The 12554-nt window shown below is 68.4% G+C and carries 12 protein-coding genes and 1 rRNA gene; 8 read left to right on the top strand and 5 right to left on the bottom strand.

Annotated features, from left to right (window positions below; translation table 11 throughout):
- Positions 1 to 16: 16 nt before the first annotated feature.
- Positions 17 to 1222 carry an acetyl-CoA C-acetyltransferase gene (locus tag H7I57_RS28830; RefSeq protein ID WP_264027914.1) on the bottom strand — a complete coding sequence of 402 codons (1206 nt, stop codon included), beginning with the start codon at positions 1220 to 1222 and terminating at the stop codon, positions 17 to 19.
- A 93-nt stretch (positions 1223 to 1315) separates the two neighbouring features.
- On the opposite strand from H7I57_RS28830, the gene mce reads away from it, so the two are divergent.
- Positions 1316 to 1795 carry a methylmalonyl-CoA epimerase gene (gene mce, locus H7I57_RS28825; protein WP_264027913.1) on the top strand — a complete coding sequence of 160 codons (480 nt, stop codon included), beginning with the start codon at positions 1316 to 1318 and terminating at the stop codon, positions 1793 to 1795.
- On the opposite strand, the gene H7I57_RS28820 is transcribed toward mce, so the two are convergent.
- Together H7I57_RS28820 and nucS are read right to left on the bottom strand one after the other, a co-directional pair.
- The gene (locus H7I57_RS28820; RefSeq protein ID WP_264027912.1) at positions 1792 to 2094 is read right to left on the bottom strand and encodes an Rv1322 family protein; all 303 of its coding nucleotides are present in this window, start codon (positions 2092 to 2094) and stop codon (positions 1792 to 1794) included. The genes mce and H7I57_RS28820 overlap by 4 nt on opposite strands.
- Complete coding sequence (gene nucS, locus H7I57_RS28815) at positions 2094 to 2765, bottom strand: endonuclease NucS (protein ID WP_264027910.1); 672 nt, start codon at positions 2763 to 2765, stop codon at positions 2094 to 2096. The genes H7I57_RS28820 and nucS overlap by 1 nt, the downstream gene beginning before the upstream one ends.
- 63 nt (positions 2766 to 2828) lie before the next feature.
- Between nucS and H7I57_RS28810 the strand changes: the two genes are divergently transcribed.
- Positions 2829 to 4439 carry an adenylate/guanylate cyclase domain-containing protein gene (locus tag H7I57_RS28810; RefSeq protein ID WP_264027909.1) on the top strand — a complete coding sequence of 537 codons (1611 nt, stop codon included), beginning with the start codon at positions 2829 to 2831 and terminating at the stop codon, positions 4437 to 4439.
- Between the two features lie 35 nt (positions 4440 to 4474).
- Here the strand turns inward: H7I57_RS28810 and H7I57_RS34005 are convergent, their stop codons facing one another.
- Complete coding sequence (locus H7I57_RS34005; RefSeq protein ID WP_264027908.1) at positions 4475 to 5218, bottom strand: IclR family transcriptional regulator; 744 nt, start codon at positions 5216 to 5218, stop codon at positions 4475 to 4477.
- Positions 5219 to 5379: 161 nt separating this feature from the next.
- Between H7I57_RS34005 and H7I57_RS28800 the strand changes: the two genes are divergently transcribed.
- The 6 genes from H7I57_RS28800 to H7I57_RS28775 all read left to right on the top strand — a co-directional run bounded on the left by H7I57_RS28800 (position 5380) and on the right by H7I57_RS28775 (position 12399).
- Positions 5380 to 6156, top strand: a complete 777-nt coding sequence (locus H7I57_RS28800; protein WP_264027907.1) for an MIP/aquaporin family protein — start codon at positions 5380 to 5382, stop codon at positions 6154 to 6156.
- A gap of 12 nt (positions 6157 to 6168) precedes the next feature.
- Entirely contained in the window at positions 6169 to 7176 is a 1008-nt protein-coding gene (gene dhaK / locus H7I57_RS28795; protein WP_264027906.1) for a dihydroxyacetone kinase subunit DhaK, read from the top strand.
- The gene (dhaL, locus tag H7I57_RS28790; RefSeq protein WP_264027905.1) at positions 7177 to 7824 is read left to right on the top strand and encodes a dihydroxyacetone kinase subunit DhaL; all 648 of its coding nucleotides are present in this window, start codon (positions 7177 to 7179) and stop codon (positions 7822 to 7824) included. It abuts the gene before it with no gap.
- Positions 7821 to 10283: a phosphoenolpyruvate--protein phosphotransferase gene (gene ptsP / locus H7I57_RS28785; RefSeq protein WP_264027903.1), complete on the top strand. Its 2463-nt coding sequence runs from the start codon at positions 7821 to 7823 to the stop codon at positions 10281 to 10283. Before dhaL ends, ptsP begins: the two co-directional genes overlap by 4 nt.
- Positions 10284 to 10408: 125 nt before the next feature.
- Complete coding sequence (locus H7I57_RS28780) at positions 10409 to 11896, top strand: DNA-3-methyladenine glycosylase 2 family protein (RefSeq protein WP_264027901.1); 1488 nt, start codon at positions 10409 to 10411, stop codon at positions 11894 to 11896.
- Positions 11896 to 12399, top strand: coding sequence for a methylated-DNA--[protein]-cysteine S-methyltransferase (locus H7I57_RS28775; protein ID WP_264027899.1), 504 nt, complete (start codon positions 11896 to 11898; stop codon positions 12397 to 12399). The genes H7I57_RS28780 and H7I57_RS28775 overlap by 1 nt, the downstream gene beginning before the upstream one ends.
- 64 nt (positions 12400 to 12463) lie before the next feature.
- Here H7I57_RS28775 and rrf read toward each other — a convergent pair.
- Positions 12464 to 12554: ribosomal RNA gene (rrf, locus tag H7I57_RS28770) — 5S ribosomal RNA — on the bottom strand; the annotation flags it as partial.

Here is a 12554-nt window from a genome sequence, read left to right as displayed (position 1 = left end):
TTGATCGATGCCGCTGTCAGGGGCGCCGGAGAATCAGGGCGTCGCCCTGACCGCCTGCACCGCAGAGCGCGGTCACCGCGTAACCGGAGCCGCGGCGCGCCAACTCGAGCGCCGCATGCAGGGTGATCCTGGCGCCGGACATGCCGATCGGGTGTCCGATCGCGATGGCGCCACCGTCGGTGTTGACCTTGGCCTCCATCGTCTGCTCGTCCAGACCCAACTCCCGGGCCGAGGCGAGCGCGACGGCCGCGAATGCCTCGTTGATCTCGATGACATCGAGGTCGTCGAGACTGATGCCTTCCTTGGCCACGGCCTTGCGGATCGCGTTGGCAGGCTGGCTCTGCAGTGTCGAATCGGGCCCGGCAACCACACCGTGGGCACCGATTTCGCAAAGCCACGACAGTCCCAGCTCTTCGGCTTTCGCCTTGTTCATCACCACCACGGCGCATGCACCGTCCGAGATCTGGGAAGCCGAGCCCGCGGTGATCGTGCCGTCCTTACGGAATGCGGGCTTGAGCCCCGCCAGTGAATCCGCGGTGGTGTCGGCCCGGATGCCCTCGTCCTCGGTGAACTCGATGGGATCGCCTTTGCGCTGCGGGATCTTCACCGGGACCACCTCGTCGGCGTAGACGCCGTTCTTCCAGGCGGTGGCCGCCTTCCGGTGCGACGCCGCGGCGAACTCGTCCTGCTCGGCGCGGGTGAACTGATCGACGTCGTTGCGCTGTTCGGTCAACGCCCCCATGGGCTGGTCGGTGAACACGTCGTACAGGCCGTCGTACGCCATGTGGTCGAGCACGGTGACGTCCCCGTACTTGTAGCCTGACCTGCTGTTCATCAGCAGGTGCGGCGCCTTGGTCATCGACTCCTGGCCGCCGGCCACGACGACGTCGAACTCCCCCGCACGGATCAGCTGGTCGGCCAGCGCGATCGCGTCGATGCCGGAAAGACACATCTTGTTGATGGTCAGCGCCGGCACGTCCCAGCCGATCCCGCCCGACACCGCGGCCTGCCGCGCGGGCATCTGCCCGGCTCCGGCGGTGAGCACCTGACCCATGATCACGTACTCGACCAACGACGCCGGATCTTCGACATCCGGGAAGGCCTTCTCGAGCGCGCCCGCGATGGCGACGCCCCCCAGATCGCTGGCGGAGAAGTCCTTCAGCGAACCCATCAGCTTGCCGACCGGCGTACGGGCTCCAGCAACAATCACAGACGTCGTCATGCCTACCTCCAAGCGGGTTTCAATCGGCTCCCGTCAGGCTATACATCCGCACCGATCTATTCGAAACCGATCTCGTTAGGTTACCTTTGCGATATGACCGCCGAGCAGACTGATGCCCGTCCTGTGCTGGCCACCGCGCTGGTCACCGCCATCGACCACGTGGGCATCGCCGTGCCCGATCTGGACGCGGCGATCAAGTGGTACCACGACCACCTCGGCATGATCGTGCTGCACGAAGAGGTCAACGAGGACCAGGGCATCCGCGAGGCGATGCTGTCGGTGCGCGGCGCCCCGGTCGGCAGCACCCAGGTGCAGCTGATGGCCCCGATCGACGACAGCTCGACCATCGCGAAGTTCCTCGACAAGCGCGGCCCGGGCTTGCAGCAGTTCGCCTACCGGGTCAGCGACCTCGACGCGCTGTGCGATCGACTGCGCGAGCAGGGCGTCCGGCTGATCTACGACGCACCGCGGCGCGGCACCTCGAACTCCCGGATCAACTTCATCCACCCCAAGGACGGCGGCGGTGTGCTGATCGAGCTGGTCGAGCCCGCCGACCACGGCGCAGACCACTAGGACCATCTGCGGGTCGGACCACGCGTAGCCCGGTGCGTCCAACACGGGCTGTGCCAGTGCCGCCGCTCCTCGACGTTGTCCGGGCCCTCCGCCGGCCAGGCCACCACATGCGCTGTGCCAGGCCTGATCTCGTGGTCGCATCCGGGACACCGGTAGGCCTTGCTCGCTCTCGACGCAGGCACCGGCCGGACCTCGTAGTCGAAGCCGTCGGCGCCCACCTCGATGCGCCGCGTCGCGGGCAGCGGGCTTTCACTGTGCCTTTTCGGCCCCGCGGCCCCCGACCGACGACGCCTCGCCATCAGAACAGCCGGAACTCGTCGCTGTCCATGCCGCGCATCTTGTCGTAATCGAGGATCAGACAACGTATCCCGCGATCGAGGGCGAGCGTGCGCGCTTGCGGCTTGATCTGCTGGGCGGCGAACACACCGGCCACCGGTGCGAGCACGCTGTCCCGGTTGAGCAGTTCCAGGTAGCGGGTGAGTTGCTCGACGCCGTCGATCTCGCCACGCCGTTTGATCTCCACCGCGACCGAACGGCCCTGTTCGTCGCGGCAGAGCAGATCCACTGGGCCGATCGGCGTCATGTACTCGCGACGGACCAGCGTGTAACCGGTGCCGAGCAATTCCACGTGCTCGGCGAGCAACGCCTGCAGATGGGCCTCGACACCGTCCTTCACCAGTCCCGGGTCGACACCGAGCTCGTGGCTCGAGTCGTGTTCGATGCCCTCGACCGTGATGCGGAGTTGTTCGCCCGCCTTGTTCTCGACGACCCACACCCGGGCGGCGCCGTCGCCCTCCTCGACCACCCAGCAGGGCGGGGACATCCAGTTCAACGGTTTGTAGGCCCTGTCGTCGGCATGCACGCTGACCGAACCGTCGGCTTTGAACAGCAGAAGCCGGCGGGCCGTGGGCAGATGGGCGGTCAGCCGACCGATGTAGTCGACGGTGCACTGGGCGATCACGAGACGCACCCGAACCACCTTAAAGGTCGAACAAGCTTGTAGATCCCACACGGTTACTAGGCTGGCGCCACGATGACCGCGAACAGGACGGCACAGCGGTTGGGCCGCGTGTTGGAACGGGTGACCAAGCAGAGCGGCAAGGTGCCGGCGACCCCCGAATACGGTTCCTGGATCCTCGGCCGCGTCTCCGAAAGCCAAGACCGCCGACGGGTCCGGATCCAGATCATCCTGACCGTCTTCGTGGTGATCGCCAATCTCATCGGTATCGGCGTGGCGATGCTGGTGGTCACCGTCGCGTTTCCCACTCCGAGTGTCTTCGATCCCTCGGTCGCCAAGATCACGTTCATCGCGGTGCCGATCTACTTGGTGACCGCGCTGGTGGTCGGCGTGTTCTGGGCCACCCGCCGGGTGATGAACAACGTCCGATGGGCCATCGAGGAGCGCGCCCCGACCCGCGAAGACCAACGCAACACCTTCCTGGCGCCATGGCGCCTGACCCGGGTCCTGTTGGCGCTATGGGGTCTCGGGACGGTGGTGCTGACGACCCTGTACGCGGCGCAGAACACCCTGTACATCCCGAAGTTGCTGCTGGGCGTGAGCTTCCCCGGCATCGTCGTCTCGGCCAGCTGCTATCTGTTCACCGAGTTCGCGCTGCGGCCGGTGGCAGCTCAGGCGCTGGAGGCGGGTAAACCGCCGCGGCGGTTCGCCGAGGGGTTGATGGGCCGCACGATGCTGGTGTGGGCGCTCGGATCGGGCGTCCCCGTGCTCGGCATCTTCCTGGCGGCGGCCATCACGTTGGCGCAGCGCAATCTCACACCGACGCAGTTCACCGTCGCGGTGATGATCCTGGCCGCGTTCGCCCTGTTGTTCGGGGCCATCCTGATGTGGATCCTGGCCTGGCTCACGGTGACACCGGTCCGCGTGGTGCGCTCGGCGCTGAATCGGGTCGAGCGCGGTGACCTGGACACCAACCTGGTCGTCTTCGACGGCACCGAACTCGGCCAGTTGCAGCGGGGCTTCAACGCGATGGTCCACGGACTCCGCGAGCGTGAGCGGGTGCGCGATCTGTTCGGGCGTCACGTGGGTCGGGAGGTCGCGGCGCTGGCGGAGAAGGAGCGGCCCGAGCTGGGCGGCGAAGACCGCTACGCCGCAGTCATTTTCGTCGACATCATCGGCTCGACAAAGCTCGTCACCAGCCTGCCGGCGGCCGAGGTCGTCGAACTGCTGAACCGCTTCTTCGCCGTGATCGTCGAGGAGGTCGACCGGTACCACGGTCTGGTGAACAAGTTCGAAGGCGATGCCGTGCTGGCGGTGTTCGGGGCGCCGGTGTCCTTGCAGCATCCCGAGGACGAGGCGCTGGCCGCGGCGCGCGAGATCAGCCGACGCCTCCGCGAGGCGGTACCCGAGTGCGAGGCGGGCATCGGCGTCGCGGCGGGAACTGTGGTCGCGGGCAACGTCGGTGCGCGGGAACGCTTCGAGTACACGGTCATCGGTGAACCGGTCAACGAGGCCGCCCGGCTGTGCGAACTGGCCAAGGACGTGCCCGCGCGACTGGTGGCCTCGGCGGAGGCGGTGCGCAATGCGACCGAAACCGAGCGTGCGCACTGGACTCTGGGCGAGACCGTGACGTTGCGCGGCCACGACGAGCCGACCCGGCTCGCCACCCCCGTCAACGCGGACTGACGCGCTGCCCTCTCGTCTTCGACGTGCCGCCTCGGCTAGCGGGGCGCCGGCCACACCGGGGCACCGAGTTCGCGCGACACCGTGCGTGCAGCGTCGCGCAGCGCGTCGATGTCGGCGGGCTCCATCGGCCACCTGGCGGCGGGAACGACAAGGCCGATCGCTCCGATGGCCTCACCCGAAGAGTCGAACACCGCGGCAGCACAAGCACATTCACCGATCACCGCTTCCTCGACCTCGTCGGCGATGCCGGTGGCGCGCACGGTGGCGAGTTGCGCGGCCAACACCGCGTGGTCGGTGATCGTCTCACCGGTCATGCTGCGCAACGGCCCCGGGGGGACGTCCTCGGCGGCGAACGCCAACAGCGCCTTGCCCAGCGCGCTGGCATGGGCGGGGATCACGATGCCGACCTCGGGCATCTGGCGGGTCCCATCGGGTCGGGGTTCGTGGGCGACGACGACGATCTCGTCGAACAGCAACACGGCCGTCCGCACCGCACAGCCGGTTCGCCGCGCCAGCCCCTCGGCCCAGATCGCCACCCGCGCGCGCAGTTCCAGCGTCTCCAGGTAGACGTTGCCCAACCGCAGCGTCGCCGGACCGAGACGGTAACGCCCCGAATCGACTTCCTGCTGGACCATCCCATGCGCGAGCAGGGTGCGGATCAGCCCGTGCACGGTCGACGGTGCCAGGTCGATCGCCGCCGCGATCTCCCCCAGGCTCATCCTCCGCCCACCCTGCAGCACGGTGAGGATGCGTAGCGCCCGATCGACCGCCTGGATCATCTACTCCCGCTTTCTGTCGAGCGCACCCCTTGTGCCCCTCGAAGCATAAGCGTATGGTCCAGATCACATTCGACATTATCGAATGCAATCCGATATCGCCGACAGGTGAACGGCAGTTGTCACAGTTCCGGCGACTCGTGCCGACTCAGAGGAGAGCAAGTATGGACGAGCCTTCACTCCCGCAGATGCTCGTGGCAGAAGCACTCGGCACCGCCTTCCTGGTGTTCATCGGCGTCGGTGCCGTGCCCGCCACCCTCATCGTCAACGGTGACGCCCCGTTCACGATGGCGGACCTGGGGATGATCTCCTTCGCGTTCGCCACCATCGTGGTGGCGACGATCTACGCGCTGGGCCACATCTCCGGCAACCACATCAACCCCGCGGTCACCATCGGCCTGGCCGTCACCGGTAAATTCTCCTGGGCGCGGGTACCCGCCTACATCGGCGCGCAGGTCGTCGGCGCCATCGCCGGTGCGGCCGCGATCATCGGGGTACTCGGCATGGCCGCCAGCGATGTCGGCCTCGGCGTGGCCGCCTACTCCGGTGAAACCCCGGCAATCCAGGCCTTTTTCGCCGAGTTCGTGGGTACGTTCATTCTCGTGTTCACCGTGTTCGGCGTGATCCATCGCAAGGCGTCGGCGGGGTTCGCCGGGGTGGCGATCGGCCTGGTGGTCTTCGCCGCGATCATCCCCGTCGCGCCCACGACCGGAGCCTCGATCAACCCGGCCCGCACCTTCGGGCCGATGTTCATCCAGCAACTCGCCGGCGGGGAGGTGTCGTGGGGCCAGCTTCCGGTCTACCTCGGCGCGGAGTTCCTCGCCGGCATCGTCGCCGCCCTGACCTACGTCGCGATCTCCCGCACCCGCACCGATTCCGCATCCGCGGACCCGGTCACCGTGCCCGCCGAGCCCACCCCCCAGACCACCAGCGCAGCCTGAGGAGCCACCGCCATGAAGAAGCTCATCAACGACCCCGGTGATGTCGTCGCAGAAGCATTGCGCGGCATGGCACTTGCCCACCCGGGTCTGCGCGTCGACCACACCAACCGGATCATCTATCGCGGTGACGCCCCGGTGTCGGGCAAGGTCGCGCTTGTCTCCGGCGGCGGTTCGGGCCACGAACCGCTACACGGCGGCTTCGTCGGCGCGGGCATGCTGGACGCGGCATGCGCAGGCGAGATCTTCACCTCGCCGGTGCCCGACCAGATGCTGGAGGCGACCAAGACCGTCGACGGCGGCGCCGGCGTCCTACACATCGTGAAGAACTACACCGGCGACGTGATGAACTTCGAGATGGCCGCCGAACTGGCCCAGGACGAAGGCATCGACGTCCGGTCGATCATCGTCGACGACGATGTCGCGGTGCAGGACAGCACGTACACCGCCGGCCGCCGCGGCGTCGGGGCGACGGTGCTGGTGGAGAAGCTGGCCGGAGCCGCGGCCGATGAGGGCCGCAGCCTCGCCGAAGTGGTGGGCGTCGCCCGGCGGGTCAACGACTCCGCCCGCAGCATGGGAGTGGCGCTCACGTCGTGCACGGTCCCGGCCGTCGGCCATCCCACTTTCGATCTGCCCGAAGACCAGATCGAACTCGGCATCGGAATCCACGGCGAGCCCGGCCGGCAGCGGCTCCCACTGCAATCGGCGCGGGCGGTCGCCGAGCTGCTGCTCGAGCCCATCCTCGCGGATCTCGACTTCGCCGACGGCGCCTCCGGCACGGGTGTCATCCTGTTCGTCAACAGCATGGGCGCGACGCCGCCGCTCGAGCTCTACGTCATGTACTCCGAGATCGCGGCGATCCTGGAGAAGGCCGGCGTGACGGTGGCCCGGTCGCTGGTCGGGCCCTACATCACCAGCCTGGACATGGCGGGCTGCTCGGTCACCCTGCTGCGCACCGACGACGACCTGTTGCGCCTGTGGGATCACCCGGTCAACACCCCCGCACTGCGAAAGGGCTGCTGAATGAGCGCCGACCAGGACATCGACACCACCGTCGTCACCGAATGGCTGCGCGAGTTCGCGCGGGTGATCGCCGAGAACGCCCAGTACCTCAGCGATCTCGACGCGGCGATCGGTGACGCCGACCATGGAATCAACATGGACCGGGGAATGTCCGCCGTCATCGCAGCGCTCGACGAAGCGCCGCCCGCCGACCTGCCCGCGCTGTTCAAGAAAGTCGGCATGACATTGGTAAGTTCGGTCGGCGGCGCCAGCGGACCGCTGTACGGGACGCTGTTTCTCCGGATGGCGACGGCCTTCGGTGCCGGCTCCGCGGGCGCAACCGAGTTGGCGAAGGCACTGCGTGCCGGCGTCGACGGCGTGGTCGCACGCGGCCGGGCCGAGGCAGGCGACAAGACGATGTTCGACGCGCTGGCACCCGCGCTGGACGCCCTCGACGGTGCGCTGGCGTCGGGCGCAGCCCTCGCGACCGCCCTGCGCGAGGCAGCGGCGGCCGCCGACCAGGGTCGCGAGGCCACGGAATCGATGGTCGCGCGCAAGGGCAGAGCGAGCTACCTCGGGCAGCGCAGCGTCGGACACATCGATCCGGGCGCGACCTCCTCGGCGATGCTGATCACCGCTGCGGCAAAAGTTTTCGGAGTGGGCGGATGACCGCCGCCGGGTTGGTCGGACTCGTCGTCGTCTCCCACAGCCGAGCGCTGGCGCGAGCGGCCGTCGGGCTTGCGCAGGAGATGGTGCACGGCAGACAGTTGAAGATCACCATCGCCGCCGGACTCGACGACACCACCTTCGGTACCGACGCCACGCAGATCGTCGAGGCCATCACCGCGGCCGACCAGGGCGCCGGCGTGGTGGTGCTGATGGACCTCGGAAGTGCCGTGCTGTCGGCCGAACTCGCCCTCGACCTGCTCGACGACGACCTCCGTGAGCGCGTGGTGCTGTGCCCGGCCCCGTTGGTGGAGGGTCTGGTGGTCGCAGCCGTCGCGGCAGCCGGCGGGTCGTCGGCCGCCGAGGTCGTGGCCGAGGCGACCGGCGCGCTGGCCGGCAAGATCGGCCATCTGGATCCGGCGCCGGCGACCGTTTCAACCGTCGAAGCCCCCGCCGAGGCCGGTGAACTGACCGGCAGCTTTGTTGTCGCCAATCCGCACGGGCTACATGCCAGGCCCGCGGCCCGCCTCGTCCAGGAGGCGCGCAGGCGAGATGCCCGGGCGTTCATCCGCAACCGCTCGACGAACTCGGAATGGGTTGGTGCGGGAAGTCTTTCCAAGATCGCGACGCTGGGCGTGCGAAGCGGTCACGAGGTCGAGGTGCGTGTCTCCGGCAGCCAGGCCGCCGAGACACTCGACCACATCCTCGCGCTGGCGGCCCGGCATTTCGATGAGCCACTCAGCGAGCCCTCGGTCACCACCGCCGAGCCCGTTGGAGCTCAGGCTCCGATCGGCGCCTCCCCCGGTCTCGGGATCGGGCCGGCCCGCTCCGCGCAAAAGCGGCCGATCGCGATTCCGGACACCGCCGCCGAAGACCCGACCGCCGAATGGCGACGGGTGAGCAAGGCCATCGCGGGTGTTCGGCGCACCATCGGCCAGCTGCGCACCCGGACCGCGCGAGAGGTCGGCGAAGCCGAGGCGTCGATCTTCGACGCGCACCAACTGCTGCTCGACGACACCGAGCTGCTCGACGGGGTCCGCGCCCGCATCAACGCCGGCGAGTCGGCGGTGGCGGCCTGGTCGGCGGCGGTGACCGACGTGGCGGCGGAGTTCACGGCGCTGCCCGATCCGTATCTGAAGGCCAGGGCCGAGGATGTCACCGCGGTGGGTGACCAGGTGTTGCGGGCCATGCTCGGCTCGGCGGTCGCGGCGGTGGACACCACCGGGATTCTCGTCGCGGCCGACCTCACGCCGGCCGAAGCCGCCGAGCTCGTGCCCGACCAGGTGGCCGCCGTCGTGCTGGCCTTCGGCAGCCCGCACTCGCACAACGTCATCCTGCTGCGCGCCAAGGGCATTCCCGCTGTCGTCGGCGCGGGCCCCGCCCTCCTCGGCATCGCCGAGGGCACCGTGGTCGCGGTGGACGGCACCAGCGGTGAGTTCATCGTCGACCCACCCGAGGACATCCGGCGGCAGTTCGGTGACCGGGTGGCGGCGCTGGCGCTTCGGCAGCGCACCGCCAGGGCGAGGGCGACCGAACCGGCGATCACCACCGATGGGGTGATCGTGCCGGTCGGGGCGAATCTCGGTTCGGTGGACGACGCGAGGGCCGCCGTGGCGGCCGGCGCCGATTACGCAGGCCTGATCCGTACCGAGTTCCTGTTCCTCGGCCGGCCGGTTGCGCCGGACGTCGAGGAACAGACCGCGGTGTACCGCAAGATCGCCGAATCGATGGACGGCAGGCGAATCACGCTGCGCACCTTGGACGTCGGTGGGGACAAGCCGTTGGACTTCCTGCCCACCCCGGCAGAGATGAACCCGTTCCTCGGGGTGCGCGGCATCCGGCTGTCCCTGCACCATCCGCAGCTACTGTCCGATCAACTGGTGGCGATAGCCCGGGTGGCGCAGCAGACTCCGGTCAGCGTGATGTTCCCGATGGTGAGCACCCTCGACGAGTTGTTCGCCGCCCGCCGCCTGCTCGACGAGGCGCTCGCGGCGACCGGGCGGCCCTGTCCGGCGGATCTGGAGGTCGGGATGATGGTCGAGGTGCCCGCCGCGGCGCTCAAGGCCGCCGCCTTCGCCCGGCACGTCGACTTCCTCTCGATCGGCACCAACGACCTCACCCAGTACGCACTGGCCGCGGACCGCAACAACGATGCGGTGGCCGGGATCGGTGACACGTTCGACCCGGGCCTGCTGGCGCTGATCCGCAGCACCTGCCGAGGTGCGGCCGGCCACGCGTCGGTGTCAGTGTGCGGTGAGTTCGCCGCCGACGAACGTGCGACGGGGCTGTTGATCGGGTTGGGCGTCGACGCGCTGTCGGTCACCCCGCCGGCGATCGCGACCACCAAGGAGGCGGTCCGCGCACTGGACAGTCGTCGAGCGACCGCGGCCGCGGGGTGGGCGTTGACGGCCGACAGTGCGTCGGCGGTGCGGCAGCACCTGGATCCTAGAACAGGGGCCTGACCGCCGCCGTTTCTGATGAAGATCCGGGGTGGGCAGCCGCCGCTGCTCCGTTGGCCGGGGACATCGCGACGACCATGTCGGTTTTCCGCCAGTGATGTCGGAGGCCACGTGTAATTGTCGATGTCATGCACACCGACTTCGACCGCTGCTACCGAGCCGTGCAGGCCAAGGACGCGCGGTTCGACGGCTGGTTCGTCACCGCGGTCCTCACCACGAGGATCTACTGCAGGCCCAGCTGCCCGGTCCGGCCCCCCTACGCCCGCAACATGCGTTTCTATCCCACGGCGGCGGCTGCCCAGCGCGCCGGGTTCCGCGCGTGCAAACGATGCAGGCCGGACGCCTCACCAGGTTCCCCCGAATGGAATGTGCGCGGCGACGTCGTCGCCCGGGCGATGCGCCTGATCGCCGATGGCACCGTGGACCGCGAGGGCGTCACCGGGTTGGCGGGCCGGGTGGGATACACCGTGCGCCAGCTCGAGCGGCTCATGCACGCGGAGGTCGGGGCGGCCCCGCTGGCGCTGGCCAGGGCACAGCGGAGCCAGATGGCACGCGTACTGATCGAGACCACCGACATGCCATTCGGCGACGTCGCCTTCGCGGCAGGCTTCTCCAGCATCCGCCAGTTCAACGACACCGTACGCACGGTGTGCGACCTCACGCCGACATCGCTACGCCAAAGGGCTCGAACACGATTCGACCGCGACGACACCGTCCGCACCGGCGTGATGTCGTTGCGGCTTCCGGTGCGGACTCCGTTCTCCTACGAGGGGCTTTTCGGCCATCTCGCGGCCAGCGCCGTCCCGGGCGTCGAGGAAGTGCGTGGCGGGGCGTATCGGCGGACGCTACGACTGCCGCACGGCACCGGAATCGTCAGCCTGCGACCTCACCCCGATCACGTGCGGTGCCGTCTGGTGGTGGACGATTTTCGCGACCTGTCGGCGGCGATCGCCCGATGTCGTCGGCTGCTCGACCTGGACGCCGACCCCGAGGCCATTGTCGACGCCCTCAGCGCCGACGAGGGACTCGGCGTGCTGATCGCGAAGGCACCCGGGCAGCGCATTCCGCGGACCGTCGACGAGCACGAGCTCGCCATCCGGGTGGTGCTGGGCCAACAGGTGTCGATGGAGGCGGCGCGCACCCACGCCGGACGGATCGTGACGGCCTACGGCAGCACGATCAACGACGCTGATGGGGGACTGACACACGTATTTCCCGCGGCCGCCGACCTTTCCGACATCGACGTGCGGCACCTGGCGTTCCCGAAATCCCGGCAGCGGTCGCTGGCTTCGCTGATCGCCGCGTTGAACGACGGGGACGTCGTGCTCGATTCCGGGTGTGACTGGAACGCGGCGCGGAACCAACTGCTCGAGCTGCCCGGGATCGGCCCCTGGTCCGCGGAGATGATCGCGATGCGGGGCCTCGGCGATCCGGACGCATTCCCGGTGACCGACCTGGGTGTGGCGGTCGCCGCACGGCAGCTCGGACTGCCGGCGACACTGAGGCTTCTCGTCGAACGCAGTAGCAGCTGGCGGCCGTGGCGCTCCTATGCCACCCAACACCTTTGGACCGCACTCGACCACGCGGTCAACCACTGGCCACCCAAGGAGAGATGATGCAACACCTGCGCTATCGGACGATGCACAGTCCCGTCGGCAAGCTGACGCTCGCAGGCACGGCGGGACGGCTGAGGCACCTGCGGATGGTCGATCAGACTTACGAACCGAATCGGGACGATTGGCAACGCGATGACGCCGCGTTCCCCGACGCCGTCGAGCAGCTCGAGGAGTACTTCCGCGGGGAGCGCACCGAGTTCGACCTGGAGCTGGACCTGGTCGGGACGACGTTCCAGCGCAGGGTGTGGTCGGCATTGCTGACGATCCCCTACGGCGAGACTCGTTCGTACGGGCAGATCGCAGGCCAGCTGGGCGCCCCCAACGCATCGCGCGCCGTCGGCCTGGCGAACGGCCACAATCCGATCGGCATCGTCGTGCCTTGCCATCGGGTCATCGGGGCGAATGGCAGCCTCACCGGATATGGCGGTGGATTGGAAAGAAAGCGGGCACTTCTCGATATGGAGAGGCAGAAAGCCTCGGTTTGCCCGACATTGTTCGACTGATCTATTTGCCCCGGAAATGCCTTTGCCCCCCAATAGAATTGGGGGGCAAAGGACTTCAATTTGTGTTCGGCGGTGTCCTACTTTTCCACCCGTGTGGGTAGTATCATCGGCGCTGGTAGGCTTAGCTTCCGGGTTCGGGATGGGTCCGGGCGTTT

Source organism: Mycolicibacterium pyrenivorans (assembly GCF_025821625.1).
In the GTDB taxonomy this organism is placed as follows: Bacteria; Actinomycetota; Actinomycetes; order Mycobacteriales; family Mycobacteriaceae; genus Mycobacterium; species Mycobacterium pyrenivorans.
Note: the sequence above shows the minus strand (reverse complement) of the source record. Positions and strands in the feature narration are given on the sequence as shown.

Bases quoted from the DNA above. Each gene is read 5' to 3' on its own strand.
- H7I57_RS28780 (WP_264027901.1), top strand. From the start codon at position 10,409: ATGCACACCGACTTCGACCGCTGCTACCGAGCCGTGCAGGCCAAGGAC.
- H7I57_RS28800 (WP_264027907.1), top strand. From the start codon at position 5,380: ATGGACGAGCCTTCACTCCCGCAGATGCTCGTGGCAGAAGCACTCGGC.
- dhaL (WP_264027905.1), top strand. From the start codon at position 7,177: ATGAGCGCCGACCAGGACATCGACACCACCGTCGTCACCGAATGGCTG.
- ptsP (WP_264027903.1), top strand. From the start codon at position 7,821: ATGACCGCCGCCGGGTTGGTCGGACTCGTCGTCGTCTCCCACAGCCGA.
- H7I57_RS28830 (WP_264027914.1), bottom strand. From the start codon at position 1,222: ATGACGACGTCTGTGATTGTTGCTGGAGCCCGTACGCCGGTCGGCAAG.
- H7I57_RS28820 (WP_264027912.1), bottom strand. From the start codon at position 2,094: ATGGCGAGGCGTCGTCGGTCGGGGGCCGCGGGGCCGAAAAGGCACAGT.
- H7I57_RS28810 (WP_264027909.1), top strand. From the start codon at position 2,829: ATGACCGCGAACAGGACGGCACAGCGGTTGGGCCGCGTGTTGGAACGG.
- mce (WP_264027913.1), top strand. From the start codon at position 1,316: ATGACCGCCGAGCAGACTGATGCCCGTCCTGTGCTGGCCACCGCGCTG.
- H7I57_RS34005 (WP_264027908.1), bottom strand. From the start codon at position 5,218: ATGATCCAGGCGGTCGATCGGGCGCTACGCATCCTCACCGTGCTGCAG.
- H7I57_RS28775 (WP_264027899.1), top strand. From the start codon at position 11,896: ATGCAACACCTGCGCTATCGGACGATGCACAGTCCCGTCGGCAAGCTG.
- dhaK (WP_264027906.1), top strand. From the start codon at position 6,169: ATGAAGAAGCTCATCAACGACCCCGGTGATGTCGTCGCAGAAGCATTG.